We start from the raw sequence: 26575 nt of genomic DNA, 5'->3' as shown, positions 1-26575 counted from the left end.
CCATACATTGCCTTTTGCCAACCATTAGCTTTTCTATATCAAATCTAGCCGATGAGCTTTGCTCAAACTTCGACATGCAACCCAGAATGGGGCATTTTCTTGCTAGCTGCTCTCCTAATAAGTGGTTTTGAAACGTTTAAAATGACTCCCCGAAAAATTTCATCGTTTATCCCTATCGATTCTATTGTTGTTTCCCATTAAACAAACTTAACCATTGAAGATATAGTGTTTTTGGGCAGAAAAGGGCTTTTGAGTAGCCGTTGACTACTTTATTGGTCAAAGGGTTAGCATGCATTGGAGAGCAGCCATGCAGATGTCAAAAATATCGTTATTAATTACAGTGGGCGCATTTAGCGCGTCGATACAAGCACAAACTCTAACAAGAGACAATGGTGCACCGGTTGGCGACAACCAAAATTCGCTCGTTGCTGGAGAAAACGGCAGCGTATTATTGCAAGACGTTCACCTTATCCAAAAATTGCAGCGCTTTGCTAGAGAACGTATTCCCGAACGAGTAGTGCATGCGCGAGGAACAGGAGTTCATGGTGAGTTTGTTGCCTCTGGAGATTTCAGTGACTTAACGTCTTCAGTGCCTTTTGCGGACAGTGGCAAGGTGACGCCAGTATTTGTTCGTTTCTCCACGGTTGTTCACTCAAAAGGCTCTCCTGAAACCCTTCGCGACCCACGTGGTTTTGCTACTAAGTTTTATACTGAGCAGGGCAACTGGGACCTGGTGGGTAACAACCTACCGGTATTTTTCATCCGTGATTCGATTAAATTTCCGGATATGGTGCATTCTCTGAAACCTTCACCTGTGACTAATGTTCAGGATCCAAACCGATTTTTTGATTTCTTTAGTCATGAGCCAAGCTCAACCAATATGCTGACATGGGTATATAGCAACCTAGGCACCCCAGCTAGCTACCGCACCATGAATGGCTTTGGTGTCCACGCCTATAAGTGGATTAATAAACAAGGTGATGTTAACTACGTAAAATTTGAGTGGAAGAGCAAGCAAGGGGTTGAAAGTCTTCGCCCGAAAGAGGTTGCTAAAAAGCAAAGTCAGGATTTTAATCACCTAACTAACGATCTCTATACTGAGATTAGTCGTGGTAATTACCCTCAGTGGGACTTGTACGTCAAAATACTCTCACCGCAAGAGCTTAGTCAGTTAGATTACAACGGCCTTGATGCGACTAAAGTGTGGCTCAATATTGCTGACAAGAAAGTCGGTACCATGACACTAAACCGGATACCCGAAAATTTCTTTTTAGAAACCGAGCAGTCAGCCTTTGCACCGTCGAATTTAATCCCAGGCATTGAACCATCAGAAGATCGCTTGCTGCAGGGACGTTTGTTTGCCTACTCTGATACCCAGCTGTACCGCTTAGGCTCAAACCTTTTTCAATTGCCAGTAAACCGGCCGTTGGCGCAGGTCAATAACCATAACCAAAACGGTGTCAGCAATAACGCTCTAAAGGCTAATGGCGATGTGAATTATGAGCCTAGCCGTCAGCTAGATTTGGCTGAGGACAAGCAATTTAAAGCAGTTGAAACCAAGCTAGCAGGCACTGTGATACAAAAGGCAATCAGTAACCCCCGTGATTTTTATCAAGCTGGCGTTTTGTATCGCAGCATGAGTTATCAAGATCAAAGTGACCTGATTGCAAACCTAGCGGGTGATTTAAATCAGGTTTTAGATAAGGAGACTAAGGAATCTATGGTCAGCTTCTTTTATCGCGCGGATAAAGACTACGGTACTCGCCTTGTCAAAGCGACTCACACCGATCTTGCGAGTGTAAAAAGTAAAGCCATGATGTAGCCAATAAATTTTGGCCTGCGGGAGATGTAACTGCTCTTTTCTGCCCGAAAACCAGGGTTCCCGTAGGCCACTTTTAACTAAGGTAGATAAATGAAAGCGTTAATATTACTTAGTTCAGTTGTTTTCTCGCTCAGCTTGTCGTTTAACTTGCTGGCAGCTAATGCCAATATCGAACAGGAATACCAATCTTTGGTTGGGCTATTTTTTGACGCGGCGAGGGTTGGCGACAATGAAGTACTTGAGACGTTTGTATCACAAGGCTTTCCAATCGATCAGCGCAATAATCAAAGTTACACCGCTTTGATGGTTGCGGCCTATCAAGGCAATAAAGACAGCGTTCGACTATTGCTTGATTCAGGTGCAAATGCCTGCTTGCAAGACAAGCGTGGTAATACAGCCTTGATGGGGGCACTAATTAAGCGTGAAATCAGTATTGCAAGAGACCTCTACCAAGCCGAGTGCTCGCCAGAGCTTCGTAACAAGGCAGGCTTAAATTTGCAAGAGTTTGCTCAAGTTTTTGGCCAATCTAAGGTACTGCAGTCTTTGCACAACTAACCCTCTATTGTTAATAATAACTTTAGCTGTACTTTTTCAAGCATATCATACGACACTGTTTGCCTGAGTCTCCGGATATTTTATGTATGATGAGGCACTGACAGTCGAGCAGTTAATCGCTTGTGCTTTGTTCTTGGTCGGTATTGGTTTGATCGTTAAGCCTGAATTTACTCTGAGTCGGACCAAGTGATCAGAATTATGGAGATAAAAGGATAGCAAGCGGGCACTTAGCCCGCTTGAGTGTTATGTATCTGGTTGGGAATGTGTTAGCGTTTAGGTTTAAAGTAACCTTGCGTGTAAGCATCAAAAATGCAATCACCTATTTCATTTCTAGGGCAAACATGAAAGTCATCTCTCTAAATTGCTGCTGTTTTACCAGATAGCAAACAGTCCTTATCGTCTTCTGAAATATATCAACTCTTCAATGATGTATTGTTGATAGCTGTGTCTTGAGCTCCAGCACTTATTTTTTTGTTTACACTGATTTCAATGCGCTTAGATTTCATAGCTTCAGATTTTTCTAGAGCGCACAGTCAGTAGTCCGTCTTTCATATTAAGTACTAGTTACTTCTGTACTCAGCGAGATTAAAACGTCGTTCAAATGAGCAATTTACTATGCCTTGTTACAAAAGCTTGTAGTGCTAGTGCTCATTCTTTAGATTTTTTACTGAGTATAAACTTATAAATTAGTTTTAAAATCAATCATTTGATGTTTTTATCATCCAATCGGTCGTTTGGTTGAGTACAAGCTCTAATTGGTAAATTGTCACGAGTAATAAATATTCTCTTTTTATCCAAGTAATTTATATAACTAATAATTATGATTTGGGCATGGTCGTCTAGACAGAAAGAGAGAATCAGTTTCAAGGAATTTCCTGTTACTAGACACAGAAACAATTCGGCCCTGAGCAATCATGAAGGAGGCCGATGGTTATCACATGTTGACTTTGTAACGAGGTAAAAATGGCAATGAATTACAATTCAATTGGAAATATTCACAGTTCTCTTGGACAAGCTAAAAGTGCGAGTCAAGAGGTCAGAGTTAAGAATGGAAAGGTCTATCTTAAAGATAAAAAAGCGTCTTTTCCCTTTGCTGTTTCACGGGTAAGAAACCGCCACATAAACGATTGTAAAAAATTACTTATCAGTACACTAACTAAACACCATAAGATGACAGAGCAGGATGCCAAAACAGTATTGAAAAGTGTTTTAGCTGATCCAAAAACAGTCCGAGCGGGCGATATCATGGCTCTAAATGAATACGTTAAGACAGCTAGTCTATCTGGATTGTTCGATCAGCAAAAAGAGCAACTACAGAAAGAGAAAAATAATTTGGTATCTCAGAGTGCTGTAGCAACTGCAAAAAACGAATTAGATAAAGATACTTTCACAAAATCTATGCTGGCTAAGTATCCACTGACGCAAACTGATTTTGACTCTTTAGTGAAGCAGTCTATCGGAGATAAAGCGCTATGGAAAGCAGAAGACAAAGGTCGAATTGAGCAAGCAATTAGTCGCTTTGTAAATATGGATAAGCTCTACAGTGCGAGAAAAGAGTCGACTAAGGCAGAAATTGATGGGTTGGCTTTTGCACGAAAGTCATCATTAGACCAAGCAAGTTTAAGACAAAAAAACACGTTAACTAACTTCTTTGTTAAAATTGGCCTAGCTAAAGTGGGTGAAGAGATTACATTAAACTCTTTGCATGAAACCAATCAAAAAAGAAAGGCAAGGAATGCGGAGCGCAACGCAAATAACCCTCAAAAGCCCGCTAAAAAAGAAGCGCAGAAAACCCATACTGACGATCCTACTATACCGAAAAGAACCAACTTTAGTAAGGCACTAGAAAAATTAGCAAATGCAGCATCTAAGGAGCTGAGAGGAGATCAGCCCGCCCAACTAGATGAAATGAGAGAGCTGTTTATCAGTGGGTTACACTCTTCTTCTGGTGAATCAATGCTTAAGAAGAGCTATGGTGCAACAGGGCTAACACCTTGGACTCAAAATGGTATTTTAGAGAAGATGTTAATTAATAAAGGTGGTATTTGCTTTGGCTTGGCTGCTAAGTGGGGCAAAGATACTGCAATTAATGATTCTTTCTTTCAAAGTATGGGTTTAAATAATGGCCATAGAGAAGGCTTGGATGAAGCAGTCTGTGTGTATGAAGGTCAACGTGTTGGTAAAGAGGAAATGATCGTCCGCCTCGGTCTTATCGGAATTAATACTGATAACATCGAAAGCAGAGGATTAAACTTCGACCAAGGTGAACTAAAAATACATGCTTTAAGGCATAATTTTGCAGAGAGTGGTTTAGCGAGTGGACATGCTGTAGCAACCTATTCTTGTTCCGAGCAAGGAAAGGAAAAGTATGCTTTCTTTGACCCAAATTTTGGGGAAGTCACCTTTAAAGATAAAGAAAGATTAGAGGTTTTCTCTAGAGACTTTATCAATATTGTCTATCCACATTTACCCGCTCAAGGTAGCATCAATTGTGATGTATTTATCCGTTAAACACTAAGTGCCAGTGGTAGCGGCACTCCTTTCATAACAGTAATATTATGCAAGGAGTGCTTATGCGTTATTTGATGATGCTATAGAAAATTACTCAATATGGCATCGTCCTTCTTAGATATTAAAATACCTTTTTAATTGCGCTTTCAGCACAGGCTGTATCTAAGTGACCACCCGGTGCGCCGCCAACACCTATAGCACCTATCATGACATTATTAACCTGAACCGGTACGCCACCAGCCAAAAATAGTAGGTTGTCATCCATGTTTTGCAGTGGTTGTAACAAAGGTTTGTCGGCAATCAGATTCATTAGGTTGCCAGATGGCTGTTTCATACTTGCTACTGTGAAAGCTTTTTTGCGCGAGCTTTCTAGAGTGTGAACACCTGCGCCATCGGAACGGAGCTGAGCAAGTACATTTCCTGATACATCCACTACAGTAGCGGTGACTTTATATCCATCTACTTCACATTTATGTACGGCTTCCTCTACGAGTGAAAAAGCTGCTTTCGATGAGATTTGGTTAATGGACACGGTTTGAGTCTGGTTCGCTGCTACGGAGCCAAAAGACAATGTGGCAGAGAATAGGCTCAGACTTGTGACTAGTGTGTTTTGTGTTAAGTTTTTCATAGAGACTCCATCTAGAACATTGTTGTTATCAACACAGTCAGATTACCAAGTGCACCATTACCATAAGCTTGCTCAAAGATTACAAAAATGTAATCTTAATTAAATTAGCCATCTATTGTTGATAAAGTAGATTGATATAAGGACTTTCTTTAAGTGAAGGGTAAATGAAGATACTTTTAATTGAGGATGATGTGCATATTGCCCGTTTTTTGCTTAATGGGTTTCAGCAAGAGGGATACTCAGTCACGCATACTTTAAACGGCGTGGACGGACTGCATGAGGCGAGTACGGAATCTTATGACGTTATTATCTTGGATCTTATGTTGCCCCTTAAAACGGGTTTTGAAGTGCTAGAACAATATCGAGGTCAAGGCCACGTTACACCTATTATCATTCTAAGTGCCAAACATTCGGTTGAGGAAAAGGTGCTGGGTTTAAGAGCGGGAGCGGATGATTACTTAGTTAAGCCGTTTGCTTTTCCAGAGCTTTTAGCACGCTGCCAATCTCTTTTTCGTAGAGGGAAACACAGTTTAACCCAATCTTATGAGCTGAAATATCAAGATCTTGCTTTGGACTTAATGAAGCATTCTCTAACGAGAGGGGGCGTAGTTATTGGTCTAAATCAACGCGAGTTTGTTCTGATAAAGCTCTTACTTGAAAACCCTGAAGTCGTATTGTCGAAAACCGCGATCTTAGAACAAGTCTGGGGACATCAATTTGATCCTCAAACCAATGTAGTGGATGTCCTTGTTTGCCGTTTAAGAAGTAAGGTTGATAAAGGATTTGAAAGCCAGCTTATCCATACATTGAGAGGAGTTGGATATGTCCTCAAATCCCAACATTAGGCAGGCTCTAGGTAGTGCGGAGAAGAAACTACTACTGCGTTTTATGGCGCTACTTTTGTTTTGTCTATTGTTAGTCGAATTGGCGGTGGGGATGCTTTTTTTCTATGACCTTTATCGTTCGGAGAGCAAAATACTTTCTTCCATGGCCTCAGAGTATCAGCGCATATTGCGATTTGACTCTGCTCAGCGCTTAGTCCATGTTCTTGAAGCTAATCCTGAGCGCTTAATCGATAATAATATTACCGCGTTTGTAACTAAGCCCAATGATCCCAGTAGCGCTAAGTTTGTTGCGGGTGATAGCCACCTTTCAGTTGATATGAGTACTATGCCCCATCTGAATAGTGGCAGCTGGATCAGTCGTTTTATTCTCAACCCTTACCTTGCCTTGCGAATTGGAGATGATACTCAGGATTTTTGGTTAGTTCTTGATAACCAAAAGCGCTATGTCATTGCATTTGAGAACTGGTTGACGACAGTGTATGCCATGGTTGTTATGGTGCTGATAACATCAATATTTACACAGCGGATTATTCGTAACTCAATGATCCCACTCGTGACATTAGGTAATTTATTGGAGAAGCTTCAGCAAGGCAAATTGGATGTTATTCAACCATCTGAGGCTCCACAAGGGCTGAGCCTTGTCAGTGCTACCGTCCAAGATACGATTGCTAGTTTGCATCATACAACAACGGTACTTAATACCACAGTTGATGCAATCGCCCATGATGTTAGAACCCCTTTATCCCGAATTATACTGTCTTCTCAAACGTCACTTATAAATGAAGACGGTAGTGAGAAAATGAAAGAGGCCTTAGCCTATTGTGCAGAACATGCAATGCAGGCGAGTAATATGCTCACTACCTTGATGAAGCTGAATGATGAACTGGTTGGGAAGCGAGAAATACAAAAGGTCACAACCAATGTAGGCGAGGTGGTAAAGAATGTATTGAGTTGGTTTGAAGATGTTGCTGACCAAAAAAATATTGAGTTTACTGCAGAGCCCAAAGAAGAGATCGTGATTAAATCAGATCCAGATAAACTGACCCAAGTGTTAGTCAATCTAGTCGATAATGCTATTAAATATACCCCCGAAGGTGGCCAAATTTCAGTGAATGTAGAACAGTGCGAGAGTGAAGGAGCGATTATTCATGTGATTGATTCTGGGATAGGTATTGATCCAAAATTTCAGACACTTATTTTTGAAAGATTGTATCGCATTGATACCAGTCGTAGTAATACTGAGGGCTATGGGTTAGGACTCAGTATTGCCGTTGCTATGATAGAAAATCTTGGTGGGAAAATTGAGGTAACTTCACGACTTGGTGAAGGGAGTCGATTTAGTATTTTCTTGTAACTAGCCTACTTTGTGGTGATGTTGATCTGTCTTTCACTTTCATTTAAATAGCGGGTGATGTCTAATTTTTATAATATATTAACCGCATTATTACCCTTAAAATAACTATTCTTTTTTTATGAATTAATCATCATGATTGATAATTTAAATATGATATCCATTGACTTATTCTGTTCATTTAAGAACATAATTCTACGTTATATTTAAATTTTTAATTTGATAGATTTTTATTTGGTGTATATTTTTATTTTAAAAGGGGAGGCTTGGTTAATTATTATTTACTTGGTTAGGATTGCATTTGGTTATTAATGTTAATCAATTATTTAAAGGGTGTTTTATGTTTAAGAAGCTATTATTAATTTCTTTTTTATATCCATGTTTAGCTTTTGCAAACGAAAACGTAGTTGCTAATTCAAATGTAGATAATATTGAATCCTCTGCGACTTCAATTCCTGGTGATTGGACAGAGTATCGTACGACTTTTAGTAGAAATGAATATAATGCCTTTTATCAAGCATTAGATAGTTTGGTCGGTGTATCTTATACCCCTTTTGCGGTTTCAACTAGTGTAACGGCAGGAATGAGCTATAAGTTTATGTGCAGCGTTCAACCCACATACCCAGATGCACCAAGCTATTCAGTGGTTATTGAGGTGTATCAGCCAATAAATGGTAGTTCAGAACTCATCTCTATTAACGAAATTAATTAAATTTAAATTTTAATATACAACATATTGAGTGATTATTATGAATAAAGTTATTATATCTCTATTGTCGATATTTTTATTAATTCCATCTATGGTTATGGCCTCCAATGGCACACTAGATAAAATTTCTAAAAGTTCAGAAGTGAATAATTTGATAGGTAATAGCTTCCTTATCCATGTTAAATACCTCAGCTCTGATTTTAGTAATGGTTACCATACTTATTACGAGTTAAAATATCAGGGGATGGATTCACCTAATTATTTTTGTGCAAACCTTAAGGTTAATGAAAGTGCCAATGGTGGAGTGGAAGTGGTCAACTATGCAAGTTGTGCTCAATAAATATTTTACCTGACAATTGTCTACACTTTAAAGTACTTTATAAACGGAAGAGTACTTATTCTTCCGTTTAATTGGTTAATCTAGTTTATAGAAGTGATGGTTAGTTCTGCATTGGTGAAACCAAGCATTTCAAGCTCTTGTTTGTTAAAGTTGCTTGACACATCAAGGTGGTCCACTTGCTGAGAGTGTGTATCTATATTTGAGTTGTGTTGGCTGTCACTCTTTATCGGTATAGCTTGACCTATCTCTATACTTCCCGCGAATTGAGATTCAGCGTAAAAGTCTCCAGATACATATGAGTGAAATGGTCGCAAGCTTGCTCCAGTCACATATTGCATGTTGCTAAGGCCATGTTCATTGATTGCCCAGCTCCAATCCCACCATTTTACTTCACCTAGAATGTAGCGATGATCCCACTGATAACGTAGATCGGCTGAGTTGTTACTGGCTCGGCCTATAGTGAAAGTATGTGTATGGTCAGGACGGTTTTCCAGATGAGTAGACCAAGCGTTGCCACTCCAGCGTAAAAATCCATTAAATTCGATGTCATAGCTTATATTAGCGCCAAAGCGATAGGGATAAGAGATAGTTGAGCGATATAGTTCAACTCGAATTGGGACTTCAGAGTTTGCAGGAATGGTTGGCCTCGCTTGAAGCATAACATGCTCACTAGTTGACCCACCATTGGTGCTGGAAAAGCTTTGATTGGCTTCAAGACTAATCGTTAATTTTGTATCACCAACTAAAGGCCATTTAAAGGTGTTTTCTGTGGCAACTTTTTGAGCAAAACCGAAACTATGAGACTTTGACCAATTGGTGGTTTCGTCAACTTTCAAGTCGACAACCACTTGTTGAGGAATATCGGTATAATTGCGTGCAACAGCCGTGATTGTTTTGACTAATTCTTGCTCCGATTCTGTTACCTGACCATGCCAAAAATTATTATCGTTCAGGGTATAGGCAAAATTTCCAATAGTGATTTTAGTTTTTTCATCACAGCGATAACCATTACATGTGCCGTCATTATTTCCTTGAATGACCCAGTGTTCATCCTCACGTCTGATGTTCATGTCTTCACCGATAAACTGACTATGGTTACCACCAACCCACGCATAACCTAAGTAATGAGCAAGGTAACTAATTGGCCTGACAAATTGTTCTTGATTGGTCACGAGTTGATGTTGGATATCAAGTTCATTGCCTTCACTGATAGACTTTGAAGCGTAGCGCGGGATTTCAGATATCGCTTGTTTGGGGTAGCACCAAGTTTGATGGTTTGGTAGGTCTTGCTTAATTTGACCATAGTAATTAGGCCCCATAATGACCCAATTATCCTCTAGGCCAGTGATTTGCCATTGACCCATCCGAGTCATTAGATAGTCCTTTTGTTGCGCTGCTTCAAAGCGATCAATGGGACGATAACCCGAGCGGCAGGTATCTTCACCAAGTGTATCGATAATGAGTTGATCAGGATAAATTTTTGCTTGCACGCTTGTAGTCAAGCCAGCGAGGACGATAGTCGCTAACATAGGCACGTTCACGAAAGACATAGATATTCCCCTTTATGTCTGGTGTTTGGGAGGTTGTGCTTTATTGTTGAATTTTTGTTAATACAACTTAGCTACCTTTCCACACTCATAAATAACGAGGTATTGAAAAGAATTGAATTTTATTCCTTAAATAAATCAATATCTTGTTTGGGTATTTTTGTTGATACTAAGACCATGGTGGAAGATGTGTTCTCAGCGATTGGCTAATAGTTTGACTCTGCCACTAAGCTTTTCACGAATGATGATGTAATCTTCCGCTGTGTAGAGGATGTCTATATCGAGCGTATAGGGGTCATTATTGAGCAGCAGGTAGGGTGAAATTATCGCATCATCTATAACAGGCCTTAGGCTTTGTATTGAAACTAGGTTAAGACTCCCTGCAAGAGAGAAACCGAATTGGTTGAACGACTTTGCTGTTCCGGTGAAGCGAATTACAATGGGTTTTTCCATAGCGCTGTCTTGTAATGATGCTAAGTGGACTACATGGTTATTTTTGATGCGAGTGATGCCATCAGAACGAAGGGTGCTGTGATCATCTTGGAGATAAATTTCAGTGTGTTGATAGTGGTTACCTTCAATTTGGCTGGACCAAGGTAGAGATAATACAAAAGCAAACACTATTATAGATAAAGTGATTGTGAAATAAGGGGTCATAACTGACTTTCTTTCATGAAAGCTGTTATGTACCCGGAAACTAACTTGAGCTGTCCCTTGGAGTAAAAAATATTTATTGAGCGATGATTGTTTCTATCCATCCATGATAGCTCTGAGTATCGGTCGTTTTGTTCTAGGTACACCACACAGTGGCATTGGTGTTGGGATAAAAATTGAGCAATTGGGGGTGATAGAGGCGTATTTTGCGCGCGAATAACTTCAATTTTTCCTACGGTTGTTATTGTAAGTGAGTACTTGCTATTTACATTATCCCAATGCCAGCCATATGATTTGCTCAATGCTAGTAGAACCGCAGCAAATAATAGGCTGAAAGTGGTTAGATAGCAGATAGTGGCTTTATAGTGATAAAGGGTAGCTCTTGATTCATGTGCAGCTGCTGTTGTTATTACTGGTGCTGATACTTTACATCCCACCTCCATCTGAGCTTGTGCCTGTTTGGGTTCTGGCATGTCATAGTCAATATGGTTAGCGACAAGTCGATAACCCACTTTTGGCACTGTGACTATCGGTGAGTCTTTTGTGCCGAGTTTTAGCAATGCATGTCGTAATGCACTAATACTTTTAGCAAGAGAGGTTTCGCCAATATATTGATTGCCCCAAGCATGTTGAATTATATCATCTTTTTTCACTACATTTGGAGAGTGCTGGATCAAGAGATCAAGGACCTGTGCCTCTCGATAGCCAATCTTAGCTGTTAAATGGTCATTTGAGAGTCTGTTATTAATGGAATTAAATAAAATCATATCATCAGGTTTACGCAGTGATTCCAACTTTCATTGATCATCACCAATGAAATGCTAACACAAGGTAAGTACATGAATGCATTTTGATCAATTGACGAATACTCGCTTTGAATGGGCATTGATCATTTGTGAGAACCCTACCAACAATATGAATTTAATTGCTTACCTGTTGCTATGTTGTTTCAGCATGAGGTGCCTGACTAATGGATCTCTCGGGTTATTTCTGTCCTATATTTAATGAGGAAGATGTTGTTTACGGAGGGAATACATGAGCTATAAAACCCTGATCTCAAGAATCAATGAACTGCCAAGGATCGAAAGTGTCCTTCAGGAACTTCTTGAGATGGTCAATAGTGATCAGATTGATTTTAGCGAGTTAGCAAAAAAAATGGCTATGGATCAAGTTTTGTTGGCTCGTGTATTGAGAATGGCTAATTCGGCCCAGTTTGGAGGCGTGAAGGGTGTCTCTAATATTAATGATGCCATTGTCCGGATCGGAATTGGAGCAATTCGTAATCTTATTTCTTCTTCAATTCTTGCCTCGACGTTTCCCAAGCTAGAGACATTAAATCTTAAGGACTACTGGGCGAGCACCTTTGAAGTGGCAACGATTGCCGGTGCAATAGCGAAAGATGTCAAAGTAGACCCTAACGAAGCATTTATTGCAGGTATTTTACACAATATTGGTGAGCTTATGATTCACTCGCTTGAGCCTGAAAAAGCTTTGGAAATTAACCGCCGAGTTGAAAAAGGAAGTAATCCCATCGAGGTGCAAAGAGATATTCTCGGTGCTGATGCTCAACAGCTTGGAGCCGTTCTAGCTGAGAGTTGGAAGTTTCCTGCGGAGTTGATTGATGCAATTGCAAATGTTAATCATCCTAGTAAAGCCATTGCATCCAAGAAGCTAGCTTGTTTGGTTTTTCTAGCTCGAGATATAGACAAGCAATGGGATTCTATGGCTAATGACAAAGAAAAACAAAGCTACTTGAGTAAACATAAAGCAGCCGTGGCACTAAATGTTACCTCTAACCTGACTGAAAAAATTGAGTCAGTGCGTGGTCAAGGGAGTGAAATGGCCCACCAGATGTTTTAATTTGGTTAGGGCGTGTTGACCTTTTGAGGAGATTGATATTGCTCCTTTTTCTTGAACTTTATCTGCTGGATCACTAGGCCAAAGACAATCAACATAAGTCCTATTAATGTTGTCGGATGTATTTGCTCTCCGATGATATTGGCTAGCAATACCAAAGAAATAAATGGTGAAGCAAAAATAAGATTACTGATTCGAGCGGTATTTTGAGTGAGCTTTAATGCACTAAGCCATAGTACAAAAGTTATGCCCATTTCAAATAAACCCACATAAGTAGCAGCAAGCCATCCTTGTGACGAAATACCGCTCCAGCTATTTCCTTCAATCCAGCTTAAAATAATTGTACATGGAGTCGCTACAATAAAGCCGAGTAAAATACTAACGATGGGGTCGGCTTTATTTCTAGTATTGAGGATCCAATAACCTGCCCACAATAATGTCGATAGTAGTGCTAGACCAACACCTAATGGGCTATCAAAGTTAATGCTTAAAATATCGCCTTTAGTCGCAATTACTATTACCCCAAAATAGCTTAAACAGCATGCCACCCAATCTTGTTTACGTATTTTTTGTTTGAGGAATATAGCGGCCATAAAAGTTAATGTAATAGCCCAACTATAATTGATCGCTTGAGCTTGAGAAGCAGGAAGAAGGTCATAGGCCTTAAATAAAATGAGATAATAAGATAGTGGGTTGATAGCCCCGAGCACTACATAGTAGAAAGGGTTAGCACAAAACACATTGCCGAGAGATGACAGTTTTTTCTGATAGGTACATACAAGAGTTAATGCGAGTGTCGATACTATACTGGCGACAGTTAGCATTTGGATTGGAGATAGCTCGGCTAATGTTAATTTAAAGGCAGTCGCCACGGTAGACCATAGAAGTACAGCAGATAGACCTAGACAAATAGCGCGACGTTCGTTCATGACATTTCCTTGCGTCAAAATATGTAACTCGTCACGCTAGTCTATCGGTTTGATATCTGACCGACAAACTGGACATTTATCCAGTAGTAAAATACCATTTAACTAATATCAAAAATATGAGTTAACTCCCTATTATGCAATGGATTCTAGATAACGCTGCTTTTTTTATGGCCACATTAAGTTGTATGGCTTTGAGTGGTATCTTGGTTGGCTGGTGGGTTCGGCAACAGATGCACTTTGAACATAAACTCTTAAAACAACAACTGGAATCGAGTCAGCAACTTTTGAACGGCCAAATTAGTCAGTTGCAAAAAGAGCTGACTCAGGCGAACCAAGAGCTAGAGATTCTAGATAGTGAGCGTGATAAGGCGGCATATGAACTACAACAATCGCACGGTCAACTTATGACGGCACTTGAAAAACTACGCTATCTAGAAACAATTAAGCAAGAACGCCAACATTATTCGACTCAGCTAGATCTTAGTCGAGAACAAAAGGCTCAACTTGATGCTCAATTAAGAGAGCAAGATGCTCGACATAAAGAAGCAAATAAATCTAATCAGGAAAAGCTGCAAATACTTGAGCAGGCAGAATCTAGATTAAAACAACAATTTGAACATTTAGCGCATCAATTGTTTGATGATAAAACAGCAAAAGTTGATCAACAGAATCGGCAAAGTTTGGAAGGGCTTTTGTCACCACTTAAAGAACAGTTGGAAAGCTTTAAAAAACAGGTTAATGACAGTTTTACCCTAGAAGCAAAAGAGCGCCATACTCTAGTTCATGAACTAAAGGGTCTTCAGAGATTAAATGAACAGATGACTCAAGAAGCTGTTAACTTAACTCAAGCTCTTAAGGGAGATAATAAGCAGCAAGGAAATTGGGGTGAAGTTGTACTAGCGCGTGTATTGGCTGAATCTGGCTTGCGGGAAGGGCATGAATACCAAACTCAGGTTAGTTTACAAGACGAAGCAGGTAAACGCTTTCAGCCAGATGTGATTGTCTATTTGCCACAAAATAAACAGGTTGTTGTGGATTCAAAAATGGCTTTGGTGGCTTATGAGCGATATTTTAACGCACAATCAGACCAAGTAAGAGACAAAGCATTAAGTGAGCACATACTATCAATCAGAGCTCATATTAAAGGACTGTCACAGAAAGATTACCAAAATCTTAAAGGGATACAAAGTCTTGATTATGTATTGATGTTTATTCCTGTAGAGCCTGCTTTTCAGATTGCAATTCAGGCTGACCCAAGTCTGATTAAAGATGCGCTAGAACAAAACATTATTGTAGTTAGCCCGACAACTTTATTGGTGGCACTGCGTACAATAGATAATTTATGGCGTAACGAACGTCAAAACCAAAATGCTCAAGTTATCGCAGATAAGGCCAGCAAATTGTACGATAAGTTACGTTTATTTGTCGATGATATGCAAAACTTAGGCGGTGCGTTAGATAAAGCCAATCAAAGTTATCAAGGTGCTATGAATAAGCTGGTTAGTGGGCGAGGTAACCTTATTCGGCAAGCTGAAAGCTTTAAGCAACTTGGTGTTGAGGTGAAAAGACCAATATCTCAAAATATCACTAGCTTGGCTCAATACGATAGCCCTACAGAAAATAACGTCATGAGTGAAAATGATTCTATCGCGCAAAGACAACAAGCAGAGGATAAAGTAAACTAATCTCTCGCAACACTGAGCTCGTATTTATTCATAGCGTTGCTTGAAGAGGAATCAGCATGACAGATAAAGGCGTGAAGTCGAACGCAGCTTTAGAATCAAATGAAACCACGCATTTTGGTTTCACCACAGTGGCAAAAGAGGAAAAAGTCGCCAAGGTAGCACAAGTTTTTCATTCTGTGGCTACTAAGTACGATATCATGAATGACCTAATGTCGGTGGGAGTTCATCGACTTTGGAAGCGATTTACGATCAATTGTAGTGGTGTTCGACCAGGGCATCGTGTTCTTGATCTTGGGGGGGGGACCGGTGATTTGACGGCTAAGTTTTCACGTATTGTTGGTGAAAAAGGGCACGTTATTTTAGCCGATATAAACAACTCAATGCTCAATGTCGGCCGTGATAAACTGCGTGATAGTGGTATTGTTGGTAATGTTCACTATGTTCAGGCAAATGCAGAAGAATTACCCTTCCCAGATAACTATTTTGATGCTATCACCATCAGCTTCTGTCTGCGCAATGTGACCGATAAAGATAAAGCACTAGCATCGATGTTTCGTGTGTTGAAGCCCGGTGGCCGGTTATTAGTGTTGGAGTTTTCTAAACCAATATTTGAGCCATTATCTAAGTTGTACGATGCGTATTCTTTCCATTTATTACCTAAAATAGGTGAGTTAGTGGCTGATGATGCGGAGAGTTACCGTTACTTAGCAGAATCTATTCGTATGCACCCTGATCAAGGTACATTGAAAGATATGATGGAAGAGGTTGGTTTTGAAAATACCAGTTACCACAATCTGACAGGTGGTATTGTGGCCCTTCATCGTGGTTACAAGTTCTGAGGTAAAAAGACTGCTATGCCATTTGAGCCACTTGTGACTGCATCAATAGAGTCCACTCTTAACACTTTGATTAATGATGACCCTGAGCTCGTAGTTCGCTTACATAGACTGAAAGGTCAGGTAATCCAAGTTCATTTAAAAGAACTCAACAAAACCATTACCTTTGTATTTAGTCAGCAAATCGACGTGCTATCTGGTTACGAAGGTAAACCTGATTGTTACCTCTCCCTCAATCTTGCCATTTTACCCGAGCTGCGTGAGCAATCGAATATAACTAAGCTGATTAAGCAAGATAAATTGACGCTGGAGGGAGATATTAAGTTAGCACAACAATTCTCCCAACTCATAATTGACTGTAAGCCTGATATTGAAGAGTGGTTATCGAAAATGACGGGTGATGTGGTCGCGCATAGTTTAGTTCAAAGCGCATCTGACCTAGGTCGATTTATCAAGACAAAAGCAGAAAAACATCGCCTCCATCTTTCTCAGGCCATGACTGAAGAGTGGAAGTTGGTTCCGGCACCTTTGGAGCTAGCGCATTTCTGTGATCAAGTGGATGATGTAGTCAGTTGGGCGGCTCGTATTGAAATGAAATTGAATAAATTGACGGAACGATTATGACTCGAGCCGAATTAAGACGTCTATACCGAATTATCAAGGTTCAGCTTGAATATGGTTTAGATGAACTCCTTCCTGATCATCAATTAACTAAAGCCCCATTGATTGCCAGAAAGGCCTTGTTCTGGATTAAAAATAAACATGTCGATAAAGAATTGGGGGAAAGGCTACGTTTAGCTCTGCAAGAATTGGGTCCGGTATGGATAAAGTTTGGCCAGATGATGTCTACACGACGCGATTTGTTTCCTGCCAATATCGCCGATCCCTTATCGCTTCTTCAAGATCAGGTGTCACCTTTTGACGGTCAGCTCGCCAAGGGACAGATTGAGCTGGCACTGGGTGGTCCGGTTGAAAACTGGTTTACAGAATTTGATATCGAACCTCTTGCTTCTGCGTCAATTGCCCAAGTGCACACGGCAAAACTTAAGTCAACTGGTCAACCAGTCGTGTTAAAAGTTATTAGGCCAGATATTCGTCCAATTATTGATGCTGATCTAAAGCTCATGTACCGAATGGCACGTACAGTCGCGAAATCGTTACCTGAAGCGCGGCGTTTAAAGCCGGTAGAAGTTGTTCGGGAATATGAAAAAACGCTACTTGATGAATTGGATCTGCAGCGCGAAGCAGCGAATGCCATTCAGTTAAGAAGAAACTTCGAAAACAGCAAAGAACTTTATATTCCTGAAGTTTTTACTGACTTTAGTAATAAAAATGTCATGGTTTCTGAGCGAATATATGGCATTCAAGTGTCGGACATTGATGGTTTAAAAGCGAATGGCACTAATATGAAGCTGTTAGCTGAGCGCGGTGTTAGTGTGTTTTTTACTCAAGTGTTCCGGGACAGTTTTTTTCATGCGGATATGCACCCAGGTAATGTATTTGTTAACCCAGAGCATCCTGAAGATCCACAATGGATTGGTTTAGATTGTGGCATAGTGGGTACATTAAACACGGAAGATAAGCGTTATTTAGCAGAGAACTTTTTGGCCTTTTTTAATCGTGATTACCGCCGAGTTGCTGAGTTACACGTAGAGTCGGGTTGGGTGCCGCAACAGACGAATCTGGATGAGTTTGAATGTGCCATCAGAGTGGTATGTGAACCTATTTTTGCTAAGCCATTGTGTGACATTTCTTTTGGCCATGTATTACTGAATTTGTTCAATACTGCCCGTCGTTTCAATATGGAAGTTCAACCGCAATTGGTTTTGTTGCAGAAGACCTTATTGTATGTTGAAGGGCTAGGCCGTCAATTGTATCCCCGACTTGACTTGTGGCAAACCGCTAAGCCATTTCTTGAGAAGTGGATGATGAATCAAGTTGGGCCTAAAGCTTTATTGAATGCAGTGAGAGACCGGGCGCCATTTTGGGCTGAAAAATTACCAGAGTTGCCTGAATTATTGTATGACAGTTTGCGCCAAGGAAAAATGATTAATCAGCGGATAGATCAGATGTATCATGGCTATCGTGCTAGTAAGCGGAGCCAGATGACAGGAAAGTTTTTATTTGGGGTTGGAGCGACATTGGTCGTATGCTCAGCCATATTGGTAACCAGCCCATACGAGCAGCTATCATTGGTCACGGCCAGTGGGGGTGTATTATTTTGGTTATTTAGTTGGAAAGCCTATCGTCAATAGGCAGTAGACTTTATTGGTTTGGATTAGCCTGAGGTATAGAAAATGGGTGGTATTAGTATTTGGCAACTTCTTATTGTTGCAGTCATTGTGGTTCTTTTGTTCGGTACCAAGAAACTACGAGGCATGGGAGGGGACTTAGGCAGTGCTGTTAAAGGTTTTAAGAAAGCCATGAGTGAAGATGAATCAGCGAAGAAAGATGCAGATTTTGAGCCTAAACATATCGATCAGCAGAAAGCAGATGCTACTGCCGAAAGTAAAAAAGATAAAGAGCAGGTATAACCAGTGTTTGATATCGGTTTTTGGGAGCTGGTATTAATCTCTGTCGTTGGACTAGTCGTTCTGGGACCTGAGCGTCTGCCCCATGCTATTCGTAGTGTATCTCGCTTTGTGAGCTCTGCGAAAAAAATGGCCAATAATGTTAAAGACGAAATATCACATGAGCTCAAAGTGCAAGAATTACAAGAAAACTTGCGCAAAGCTGAAAAAATGGGAATGGAAGATTTATCTCCAGAACTTAAGTCATCAGTTGATGAGCTCAAACAGGCTGCTCAAGATGTTCAGCGTCCATACTCTAAGACAAGGGAAGTGATGACAGAAGATGGAGATACGGAAGAAGTAGAGAATATACGGACATCTGATGCCAAGGAGCCTCATAGTCACGATCATTTAAGTGGTGAATCATTACCATTGGCAGATAAAAAAATTGAATAGTATTACTCTTAATGGGAGTTTTTGTAAGCGACTCCTATTGATATTTTCCAGTAGGGGTTTTCATGCCATCTGTTGAGCAAGCGCAGCCTTTGATTAGTCATCTTTTGGAACTGCGTAGCCGTTTGCTTCGCGCACTCATCGCTGTATTAATTGTATTTCTTGGATTGATCTATTTCGCAAATAATATTTATGAGTTTGTCTCTGCACCACTGATAGAGCGTCTGCCCGAAGGGGCGACCATGATAGCGACAGATGTTGCATCACCTTTCTTTACCCCACTCAAACTGACTCTAATAGCATCAATTTTTGTTGCGGTGCCTTTTATCCTATATCAAGTGTGGGCCTTTGTTGCACCGGGATTATATAAACATGAGCGCCGCTTAATTATGCCACTTTTGTTTTCCAGTTCCTTGCTGTTTTACTGTGGTGTTGCTTTTGCTTACTTTGTGGTTTTTCCATTGGTATTTGGTTTTTTTACTGCAATTTCATTGGGTGGAGTCGAATTTGCGACTGATATTTCTAGCTATTTGGATTTTGTGCTGGCTCTATTTCTTGCGTTTGGAATTGCTTTTGAAGTCCCTGTAGCGATTATTTTATTATGCTGGACAGGTGCAACTGATCCTAAAAGCTTAAGTGAAAAAAGGCCCTATATTATTGTGGGAGCCTTTGTGGTTGGTATGATGCTAACGCCCCCAGATATTATTTCCCAGACATTATTAGCGATACCTATGTGCTTGTTGTTTGAGGTGGGGCTGTTTTTTGCACGATTTTATGTTCGAAAACATGACCAATAGCCCTGCCGAAGAAGCTGGCGATTTTTAAGCTTCCTCGTTAAGGCCGCTATGCTAAATGAATCTATTTTATTTTTAATGTGTCTCGGCAATGTGAGCACTTATAAACTTCTTTAACACCTAATAATTTCTGCCAAAATGTTCGATGTTTCCTGCGTAAGCAGCCACTGTGATAAAACATATAAAGGTGATTCTTAATTGTTATTTTTGTTAGTAAATCAGCAGTGATGGATTTTAAATATGATATTTTTTATATCCTTTCCTCATTGTTTTATTGATAATGATATGAATTACCGAATATTTTAAATGCAAAACAAGCATTTAGCATTTTTGTTTGTGACGTTTATAACTTCTTCAAAAGTACTTTCACGCAAATCAGCGATCCGTTTTGCTACTAATGAAATGTAAGCTGGCTCATTGCGCTTTCCTCTATGCGGAACCGGTGCCAAATAGGGGCAGTCAGTTTCAAGCAGGATGTAATTCATATCTAACGACGGGATGACTTTATCCATGCCGCCATTTTTGAATGTACTTACCCCGCCAAGACCAAGATGAAACCCTAAGCCATTAATGGCTTTAGCTTGTTCTATATCACCACCAAAACAGTGAAATACACCAGAAAGTGAGCCATCTTGCTCCTGACTTAGCAAGTCTAGCGTTTCTTGTATGGAGTCCCGGGTGTGGATTACAACGGGCAGTTTCATCTCTTTGGCCCAGTTCAACTGAGTAGTAAAAGCTTTTTCTTGTTCAACTTTGTACGTCTTGTCCCAATAAAGGTCGATACCAATTTCGCCAACAGCAATAAAAGGATGCTTTTCAAACCAGCTATGAATTATTTGTAAAGTATGATCAATATTTGCATCAACATAACATGGATGAAGTCCCATCATAGAATGACATACATCAGGATAAGCAGCTTCGGTATGCAGCATGGGTTGGATAGATTCAATATCTATGTTGGGCAGCAAGATTTTATCTATGCCTTGGGCGAGTGCTCTTTCTACAACCTGATCGCGGTCATTATCAAATTCGCTGGCATAAATGTGCGCGTGAGTATCGATCATTGTTTGTCTCTTTAAAGCTTGGTTGGCCAGAGTATACGGCAGTGTGAGCATTTGGTCATTTTTTGTATTTTTATCACTTGCTGCTAGCCTAAGACCTCAGGAGTGATATTATGCAAATCAAGCACTTTCACCACATAAGGAGAATACAGTGTCCGTTTCCATTCAAGGCCAGTTTCCTGGTCGCCGTATGCGCCGTATACGCAAGCATGATTTTAGCCGCCGCCTTATGGCTGAGAGTCAAGTAACCGTCAGTGACTTGATTTATCCTATGTTCATTTTGATGGGTAAAGATCGTCGTGAGACAGTAGAGTCTATGCCTGGAGTTGAGCGCTTATCGATTGATCTGATGTTAGAAGAAGCGCAGTACCTTGCTAGATTAGGGGTACCTGCGATTGCTTTGTTCCCAGTGGTGAATCAAGATGCTAAAAGTTTATGTGCTGCAGAGGCTTATAATTCTGAAGGTTTGGTCCAGAGAGCAGTACGCTCATTGAAAGAACATGTACCAGAAATCGGTGTTATTACTGATGTGGCTTTGGACCCTTTTACTACCCATGGCCAAGATGGAATTATCGATGAAGAAGGCTATGTCCAGAACGATGAGACAACAGAAGTGTTGATACAACAAGCCTTGTCTCATGCCGAAGCGGGCGCTGATGTAGTTGCTCCATCAGATATGATGGATGGGAGGATAGGAGCTATCCGAGAAGCACTAGAAGACGCTGGATATATTAATACTCAAATCATGGCTTATTCGGCCAAATATGCTTCTCATTATTACGGACCATTTCGAGATGCAGTTGGCTCTTCGAATAACCTCAAGGGTGGTAACAAAAATAACTATCAGATGGACCCTGCTAATAGTGATGAGGCCGTTCATGAAGTTGCTATGGATATCAATGAAGGCGCGGATATGGTGATGGTTAAACCGGGTATGCCTTATCTTGATGTTGTACGTCGGGTTAAAGCCGAGCTGAAAGTACCGACTTTTGCGTATCAGGTGTCAGGTGAATATGCTATGCACAAAGCGGCTTTTCAAAATGGTTGGTTAAAAGAGCGTGAAACAGTGATGGAATCATTACTTTGTTTTAAGCGCGCAGGTGCTGATGGCATCCTAACTTATTTTGCAAAGGATGTGGCTGAATGGTTGACACAAGACAATGCTGAGCCAGCCAAGTTTATGCGAACAGTAGAATAGGCTTGTTTATTTGAGAAAAGGCTGACATTTGTCAGCTTTTTTTGGATTAGCATCGAATATCAAGAATTATGGGTTAAACAGCATGGCTATTTACAATTAAAGGTCAAACCTCGAAATTAACCCCCCATATATGATTAAGCAATTGATTGTTAATGGATTTTTTATCTAGTAGTTTGAAAGGAAACGACGATTAACAGATTCTCGAATCCATTTTATGAAACAAATGCAGCTATGAGATCAAAATAAATGAGATTTTTTCTCATTTACCTCTTGACGACTCAAATGAGAATAATTATTATTTATCTTGTCTTAGGGGATAAGAGAAGTTCACCAAGATGTAGATTTGCTTTTTTCAATGTGAATATGGCAACTATACAATATGCGTGAACTTGCACTCATTCAATTTGACACGACATTGCTCACATTGCTTCCAGTGTAATTTATAGCTTTATATTAAAGCATATTGTTCAACTTAGAATGCTTTAATAAATTTTTGCTAGGCGACATCAAATCGATGTCGCTTTTTTTATGCCTCGTATTCGATATCTTTCCTTGGGTTTAAAAAATATTCAACCAGATAAATTCACCTAAGGCTTGAATAAAAGGGCACCAATAGTCTTTTCCACAAGCAAGGATCTTTTGTTGATCTGTCCCATATCTACCGATCTTGTATTTTATTTATATAAATCAATATCTTATAAAGTTATATGCCATTTTTTCCACTGTATTAAATTGATAGACATAAATACTATGAACAGACTTATCCACATAGAATAGGAGAGAATGATCAAGCTTGTTAACAGATCTAGAGCAGATGTGATGAGTTAACATGGATCCACTGATAGAGTCGTGGCATCCTTAGCAGATCTTTTTTCCTTGGATGCTTAAATTATGGCTCGTATTCCTGAAAATCCATTGATTTTAATTGATGGTTCTTCTTACCTTTATCGTGCATTTCACGCCTATCCAGACACTATGACTAATGGTGATATACCAACAAATGCTGTCTATGGCGTAGTGAATATGCTGCGTAGTATGATGCGCCAATTTTCCTCACAACGTATCGCTGTGGTATTTGATGCTAAGGGAAAAACATTTCGTGATGATATGTATCCTGAATATAAAGCCAACCGCCCTCCGATGCCTGATGATTTGAGGTGCCAAATTGAGCCCCTTCACAAGGTCATTAAAGCAATGGGGTTACCGCTAATCTGTGTTCCAGGTGTTGAAGCTGATGATGTGATTGGAACTCTTGCCTCGCAAGCATCACAAGCTGGGATACCGGTTTTGATTAGCACAGGTGATAAAGACATGGCTCAATTGGTTGATGATAATGTCACCCTGATTAATACCATGACAAATGTGGTGATGGACCGAGATGGAGTTATTGAAAAGTTTGGTATCCCGCCTGATTTAATTATCGACTATTTAGCTTTAATGGGTGATAAGGTTGACAACATTCCAGGTGTCCCAAGTGTCGGTGATAAGACAGCGACGGCCCTATTACAAGGGATTGGTGGCTTAACAAAGTTGTATGAAAATCTTGATCAAATAACGGCCCTTGGTTTTCGTGGATCTAAGACCATGGCAAAAAAACTCATAGATAATAAAGAGAGTGCATTTTTATCCTATGATCTCGCGACGATTAAGTTAGATGTGGAGTTAGATAATTCGCATGATTCTTTATTTAAATCAGAGCCTAAGACTGATGAATTGATTGAACTCTATGGCCAGTTAGTGTTTAAGTCTTGGCTTAATGAAATATTGGAAGGTGGAAGTGGTGCTATCGTTGCAGATGATAAACCTAAGGCCGTTTCGGGTACTGGGCAATCATCTTTAGTCAGAGACGAAGGTGTATCGGCGGTGATAATTGATCGCAGCAGTTATGAAACCATTCTCGATCAGCAAGCATTCAATATTTGGTTAGAGAAGCTTAAAGCTTCTGATATTTTTGCTTTTGATACTGAAACGGACAGTCTTGATTACATGGTAGCCAATTTAGTCGGTGTATCATTTGCTACTGAAGAAGGAACTGCTGCCTATGTACCTATTGGTCATGATTACCTTGATGCTCCTCAGCAATTAGATCGCAGTTGGGTTTTAGAGCAACTCAAGCCGATTCTAGAAAATGACGCACTGGCTAAAGTGGGACAAAATCTTAAATATGATGCTAGCGTGTTAGCACGTTACGGTATTGAAATGAAAGGAGTAAAACACGATACCATGCTTGCATCTTACGTATATAATAGCGTTGGAGGGAAGCATGATATGGACAGTTTAGCATTGCGCTTCCTTCAACACAGTTGTATCTCCTTCGAGCAGATTGCTGGTAAAGGTAAGAAGCAACTTACATTTAACCAAATTGAGTTAGACGAGGCGTCACCATACGCTGCTGAAGATGCGGATGTTACTCTTCGCTTACATAATTGTCTTAGCGAGAATATAAATAAAGATGATAAGCTAAGAGTGATATATGAGCAGATTGAAATCCCTCTTGTTCCCGTGTTGTCTCGAATGGAGAGAACGGGAGTATTAATTGATGACATGAAGCTTACTGCGCAATCGCAAGAGATTGCTTTACGCCTTAATGAGTTAGAGCGGAAGACCTTTGAAGTCGCTGAGCAGGAGTTTAATATGAACTCACCAAAGCAACTGCAAGCTATTTTGTTTGATAAAATGGGCTTACCAGTCATCAAAAAAACACCTTCAGGTACGCCTTCGACTAACGAAGAAGTCTTGCAAGAATTAGCACTAGAATATCCACTACCGAAACTGATTCTAGAGTATCGTGGTCTAGCAAAGTTAAAGTCTACCTATACAGACAAATTGCCGAAGATGATTAATTCGCAGACGGGACGAGTTCATACCTCATATCACCAAGCGGTGACAGCAACTGGTCGTTTGTCTTCTACCGATCCCAACTTACAAAATATCCCTATCCGCAATGATCAGGGGCGGCGCATTCGTCAGGCATTTGTTGCACCGCATGGGTATAAAATTATGGCGGTCGATTATTCTCAAATTGAATTGCGTATTATGGCTCACTTATCTGGCGATAAAGCATTACTTGATGCTTTCCAGCAAGGTAAGGATATCCACTCTGCGACAGCAGCTGAAATTATAGGTGTTGATATCGAACAAGTTACAGCAGAACAGCGTAGGCGAGCTAAGGCGGTAAACTTTGGTCTTATTTATGGAATGAGTGCTTTTGGCCTTGCAAAGCAACTTGGGATTCCGCGCAATGAGGCTCAGCAGTATATGAATACTTATTTTGAGCGCTATCCCGGAGTCATGCAGTATATGGAAGATACGCGAAGTCTGGCGGCTGACCAAGGCTATGTAGAGACAATTTTTGGTCGTCGACTACATTTACCAGAAATTAAATCACGTAATGGCATGCGTCGCAAGGCGGCTGAGCGGGCGGCAATCAATGCTCCTATGCAAGGCACAGCTGCTGACATTATTAAAAAGGCAATGCTGCTCGTTGATCAATGGATTGAAGAACATGGCGATGGACGAGTTAAGTTACTTATGCAGGTTCATGATGAACTTGTTTTTGAAGTTGAAGAAGCAGCCCTTAGTGAAATTGAAAGTAAAGTACAAGAATTAATGGAATCTGCTGTGAATCTTGATATCCCTTTAGTTGCTGAAACTGGTCACGGAGACAATTGGGATCAAGCGCATTAGATAAAAAATCATTTAATATCATATAAATAAAACCAGCCAATAAGTTATTTGTTGGCTTTTTTATTCATATCAAAGTCGTTGTTAATCTAGTTTTTTGTAGTTAAATAAAATAATTGTGAAAATAAGTTACACAAATGGTTTTAATTAATGACCAATTGTTGTACATTACTAGACGTAGGGTACAGAGGTAAGATGTTCTATCTTATAGACCTTTTGTTTCACGTTATTGGATTAAGCTGATTCAGTCGCCCCAGCCAGTGTTTGGCCGGGGCGTTTTTTATCTGATTTAAAAAACCTTTTTACCGCAAATATAAATTTGGCTCTGGTTACCAGAAGTTTCTATTGTGCCTAGAAAATCTTGATTCATCTTTCTATCGTTGCGATGGTGTTTAGTAATTTAAACTAAATTTGTAATAAAGCTTCATTCCAACCCATTTACTGCCAACGGTAAAGCAAATCGTCATCATTGTTCAAATTAAGCAGTAAAAGCATATGATCGAGTATTTCAGAGCTTATGGTTCAATTTTTGTAATGCTAGGCGGGATGAAATATTAAAAAGTATTGAAAGGAATTCACGACCCCGCTTCACAAGTGAGGCCGCTT

The 26575-nt window shown here is 40.1% G+C and carries 23 protein-coding genes and 1 pseudogene; 18 read left to right on the top strand and 6 right to left on the bottom strand.

Annotation, left to right across the window (positions count from 1 at the left end; all coding sequences use genetic code 11):
- Positions 1-307: 307 nt before the first annotated feature.
- The 4 genes and pseudogenes from KO511_RS18235 (at position 308) to KO511_RS18225 (ending at position 4888) form a co-directional block, all read left to right on the top strand.
- Positions 308-1822, top strand: a complete 1515-nt coding sequence (locus KO511_RS18235) for a catalase (protein WP_215988829.1) — start codon at positions 308-310, stop codon at positions 1820-1822.
- 90 nt (positions 1823-1912) lie between these two features.
- Positions 1913-2377, top strand: coding sequence for an ankyrin repeat domain-containing protein (locus tag KO511_RS18230; RefSeq protein ID WP_215988824.1), 465 nt, complete (start codon positions 1913-1915; stop codon positions 2375-2377).
- A 67-nt stretch (positions 2378-2444) separates the two neighbouring features.
- A pseudogene (locus KO511_RS22640) lies at positions 2445-2567 on the top strand (EamA family transporter); the annotation flags it as partial.
- A gap of 779 nt (positions 2568-3346) precedes the next feature.
- Positions 3347-4888, top strand: coding sequence for a YopT-type cysteine protease domain-containing protein (locus KO511_RS18225; RefSeq protein ID WP_252724443.1), 1542 nt, complete (start codon positions 3347-3349; stop codon positions 4886-4888).
- A gap of 121 nt (positions 4889-5009) precedes the next feature.
- On the opposite strand, the gene KO511_RS18220 is transcribed toward KO511_RS18225, so the two are convergent.
- Entirely contained in the window at positions 5010-5516 is a 507-nt protein-coding gene (locus KO511_RS18220; protein WP_215988822.1) for a GlcG/HbpS family heme-binding protein, read from the bottom strand.
- Between the two features lie 164 nt (positions 5517-5680).
- Here KO511_RS18220 and KO511_RS18215 point away from each other — a divergent pair, with 164 nt between their 5' ends.
- From KO511_RS18215 to KO511_RS18200, 4 genes are all read left to right on the top strand, one after another.
- Positions 5681-6361, top strand: a complete 681-nt coding sequence (locus KO511_RS18215) for a response regulator (protein WP_215988821.1) — start codon at positions 5681-5683, stop codon at positions 6359-6361.
- A complete protein-coding gene (locus tag KO511_RS18210; protein WP_215988820.1) occupies positions 6339-7715 on the top strand; it encodes a sensor histidine kinase in 1377 nt (458 codons plus the stop codon). The genes KO511_RS18215 and KO511_RS18210 overlap by 23 nt, the downstream gene beginning before the upstream one ends.
- Positions 7716-8052: 337 nt before the next feature.
- A complete protein-coding gene (locus KO511_RS18205) occupies positions 8053-8424 on the top strand; it encodes a hypothetical protein (RefSeq protein ID WP_215988819.1) in 372 nt (123 codons plus the stop codon).
- Between the two features lie 37 nt (positions 8425-8461).
- On the top strand, positions 8462-8761 hold the full coding sequence (locus KO511_RS18200) for a hypothetical protein (RefSeq protein WP_215988818.1): 300 nt from the start codon (positions 8462-8464) through the stop codon (positions 8759-8761).
- Positions 8762-8841: 80 nt separating this feature from the next.
- On the opposite strand, the gene KO511_RS18195 is transcribed toward KO511_RS18200, so the two are convergent.
- The 3 genes from KO511_RS18195 to KO511_RS18185 all read right to left on the bottom strand — a co-directional run bounded on the left by KO511_RS18195 (position 8842) and on the right by KO511_RS18185 (position 11756).
- Positions 8842-10311, bottom strand: coding sequence for an aerolysin family beta-barrel pore-forming toxin (locus KO511_RS18195; RefSeq protein ID WP_215988817.1), 1470 nt, complete (start codon positions 10309-10311; stop codon positions 8842-8844).
- A 192-nt stretch (positions 10312-10503) separates the two neighbouring features.
- A complete protein-coding gene (locus KO511_RS18190) occupies positions 10504-10965 on the bottom strand; it encodes a hypothetical protein (protein WP_215988816.1) in 462 nt (153 codons plus the stop codon).
- Positions 10962-11756, bottom strand: coding sequence for a winged helix-turn-helix domain-containing protein (locus tag KO511_RS18185; RefSeq protein WP_252724442.1), 795 nt, complete (start codon positions 11754-11756; stop codon positions 10962-10964). Before KO511_RS18185 ends, KO511_RS18190 begins: the two co-directional genes overlap by 4 nt.
- A gap of 241 nt (positions 11757-11997) precedes the next feature.
- On the opposite strand from KO511_RS18185, the gene KO511_RS18180 reads away from it, so the two are divergent.
- A complete protein-coding gene (locus tag KO511_RS18180; RefSeq protein WP_215988815.1) occupies positions 11998-12822 on the top strand; it encodes an HDOD domain-containing protein in 825 nt (274 codons plus the stop codon).
- A gap of 5 nt (positions 12823-12827) precedes the next feature.
- On the opposite strand, the gene KO511_RS18175 is transcribed toward KO511_RS18180, so the two are convergent.
- Positions 12828-13748: a DMT family transporter gene (locus KO511_RS18175; RefSeq protein WP_215988814.1), complete on the bottom strand. Its 921-nt coding sequence runs from the start codon at positions 13746-13748 to the stop codon at positions 12828-12830.
- Positions 13749-13882: 134 nt separating this feature from the next.
- Here KO511_RS18175 and rmuC point away from each other — a divergent pair, with 134 nt between their 5' ends.
- The 7 genes from rmuC to tatC all read left to right on the top strand — a co-directional run bounded on the left by rmuC (position 13883) and on the right by tatC (position 20029).
- A complete protein-coding gene (rmuC, locus tag KO511_RS18170; RefSeq protein WP_215988813.1) occupies positions 13883-15433 on the top strand; it encodes a DNA recombination protein RmuC in 1551 nt (516 codons plus the stop codon).
- Positions 15434-15489: 56 nt separating this feature from the next.
- Positions 15490-16272, top strand: coding sequence for a bifunctional demethylmenaquinone methyltransferase/2-methoxy-6-polyprenyl-1,4-benzoquinol methylase UbiE (gene ubiE, locus KO511_RS18165; RefSeq protein ID WP_215988812.1), 783 nt, complete (start codon positions 15490-15492; stop codon positions 16270-16272).
- A 15-nt stretch (positions 16273-16287) separates the two neighbouring features.
- Positions 16288-16893 carry a ubiquinone biosynthesis accessory factor UbiJ gene (locus KO511_RS18160; RefSeq protein ID WP_215988811.1) on the top strand — a complete coding sequence of 202 codons (606 nt, stop codon included), beginning with the start codon at positions 16288-16290 and terminating at the stop codon, positions 16891-16893.
- Positions 16890-18524, top strand: coding sequence for a ubiquinone biosynthesis regulatory protein kinase UbiB (gene ubiB / locus KO511_RS18155; RefSeq protein ID WP_215988810.1), 1635 nt, complete (start codon positions 16890-16892; stop codon positions 18522-18524). The genes KO511_RS18160 and ubiB overlap by 4 nt, the downstream gene beginning before the upstream one ends.
- A 42-nt stretch (positions 18525-18566) precedes the next feature.
- On the top strand, positions 18567-18803 hold the full coding sequence (gene tatA, locus KO511_RS18150) for a Sec-independent protein translocase subunit TatA (RefSeq protein ID WP_215988809.1): 237 nt from the start codon (positions 18567-18569) through the stop codon (positions 18801-18803).
- A 3-nt stretch (positions 18804-18806) separates the two neighbouring features.
- Entirely contained in the window at positions 18807-19235 is a 429-nt protein-coding gene (gene tatB, locus KO511_RS18145; protein WP_215988808.1) for a Sec-independent protein translocase protein TatB, read from the top strand.
- Between the two features lie 62 nt (positions 19236-19297).
- The gene (tatC, locus tag KO511_RS18140; protein ID WP_215988807.1) at positions 19298-20029 is read left to right on the top strand and encodes a twin-arginine translocase subunit TatC; all 732 of its coding nucleotides are present in this window, start codon (positions 19298-19300) and stop codon (positions 20027-20029) included.
- Between the two features lie 299 nt (positions 20030-20328).
- Here the strand turns inward: tatC and KO511_RS18135 are convergent, their stop codons facing one another.
- Positions 20329-21090, bottom strand: a complete 762-nt coding sequence (locus KO511_RS18135) for a TatD family hydrolase (protein WP_215988806.1) — start codon at positions 21088-21090, stop codon at positions 20329-20331.
- Positions 21091-21238: 148 nt separating this feature from the next.
- Between KO511_RS18135 and hemB the strand changes: the two genes are divergently transcribed.
- Entirely contained in the window at positions 21239-22285 is a 1047-nt protein-coding gene (gene hemB, locus KO511_RS18130) for a porphobilinogen synthase (RefSeq protein ID WP_215988805.1), read from the top strand.
- A gap of 891 nt (positions 22286-23176) precedes the next feature.
- Positions 23177-25972, top strand: coding sequence for a DNA polymerase I (polA, locus tag KO511_RS18125; RefSeq protein WP_215988804.1), 2796 nt, complete (start codon positions 23177-23179; stop codon positions 25970-25972).
- Positions 25973-26575 lie beyond the last annotated feature (603 nt).

It is taken from the genome of Vibrio hepatarius (genome assembly GCF_018860525.1).
Lineage (GTDB): Bacteria > Pseudomonadota > Gammaproteobacteria > Enterobacterales > Vibrionaceae > Vibrio > Vibrio hepatarius_B.
The sequence above is the reverse complement of the archived record's forward strand: the minus strand, read 5'-3'. Positions and strand labels throughout refer to the sequence as shown.

Bases quoted from the DNA above. Each gene is read 5' to 3' on its own strand.
- KO511_RS18235 (WP_215988829.1), top strand. From the start codon at position 308: ATGCAGATGTCAAAAATATCGTTATTAATTACAGTGGGCGCATTTAGC.
- ubiE (WP_215988812.1), top strand. From the start codon at position 15,490: ATGACAGATAAAGGCGTGAAGTCGAACGCAGCTTTAGAATCAAATGAA.
- tatC (WP_215988807.1), top strand. From the start codon at position 19,298: ATGCCATCTGTTGAGCAAGCGCAGCCTTTGATTAGTCATCTTTTGGAA.
- rmuC (WP_215988813.1), top strand. From the start codon at position 13,883: ATGCAATGGATTCTAGATAACGCTGCTTTTTTTATGGCCACATTAAGT.
- ubiB (WP_215988810.1), top strand. From the start codon at position 16,890: ATGACTCGAGCCGAATTAAGACGTCTATACCGAATTATCAAGGTTCAG.
- KO511_RS18175 (WP_215988814.1), bottom strand. From the start codon at position 13,748: ATGAACGAACGTCGCGCTATTTGTCTAGGTCTATCTGCTGTACTTCTA.
- KO511_RS18135 (WP_215988806.1), bottom strand. From the start codon at position 21,090: ATGATCGATACTCACGCGCACATTTATGCCAGCGAATTTGATAATGAC.
- KO511_RS18200 (WP_215988818.1), top strand. From the start codon at position 8,462: ATGAATAAAGTTATTATATCTCTATTGTCGATATTTTTATTAATTCCA.
- KO511_RS18160 (WP_215988811.1), top strand. From the start codon at position 16,288: ATGCCATTTGAGCCACTTGTGACTGCATCAATAGAGTCCACTCTTAAC.
- KO511_RS18190 (WP_215988816.1), bottom strand. From the start codon at position 10,965: ATGACCCCTTATTTCACAATCACTTTATCTATAATAGTGTTTGCTTTT.
- KO511_RS18225 (WP_252724443.1), top strand. From the start codon at position 3,347: ATGAATTACAATTCAATTGGAAATATTCACAGTTCTCTTGGACAAGCT.
- KO511_RS18205 (WP_215988819.1), top strand. From the start codon at position 8,053: ATGTTTAAGAAGCTATTATTAATTTCTTTTTTATATCCATGTTTAGCT.
- KO511_RS18210 (WP_215988820.1), top strand. From the start codon at position 6,339: ATGTCCTCAAATCCCAACATTAGGCAGGCTCTAGGTAGTGCGGAGAAG.
- KO511_RS18220 (WP_215988822.1), bottom strand. From the start codon at position 5,516: ATGAAAAACTTAACACAAAACACACTAGTCACAAGTCTGAGCCTATTC.
- KO511_RS18195 (WP_215988817.1), bottom strand. From the start codon at position 10,311: ATGTCTTTCGTGAACGTGCCTATGTTAGCGACTATCGTCCTCGCTGGC.
- KO511_RS18215 (WP_215988821.1), top strand. From the start codon at position 5,681: ATGAAGATACTTTTAATTGAGGATGATGTGCATATTGCCCGTTTTTTG.
- tatA (WP_215988809.1), top strand. From the start codon at position 18,567: ATGGGTGGTATTAGTATTTGGCAACTTCTTATTGTTGCAGTCATTGTG.
- KO511_RS18180 (WP_215988815.1), top strand. From the start codon at position 11,998: ATGAGCTATAAAACCCTGATCTCAAGAATCAATGAACTGCCAAGGATC.
- polA (WP_215988804.1), top strand. From the start codon at position 23,177: ATGGCTCGTATTCCTGAAAATCCATTGATTTTAATTGATGGTTCTTCT.
- KO511_RS18230 (WP_215988824.1), top strand. From the start codon at position 1,913: ATGAAAGCGTTAATATTACTTAGTTCAGTTGTTTTCTCGCTCAGCTTG.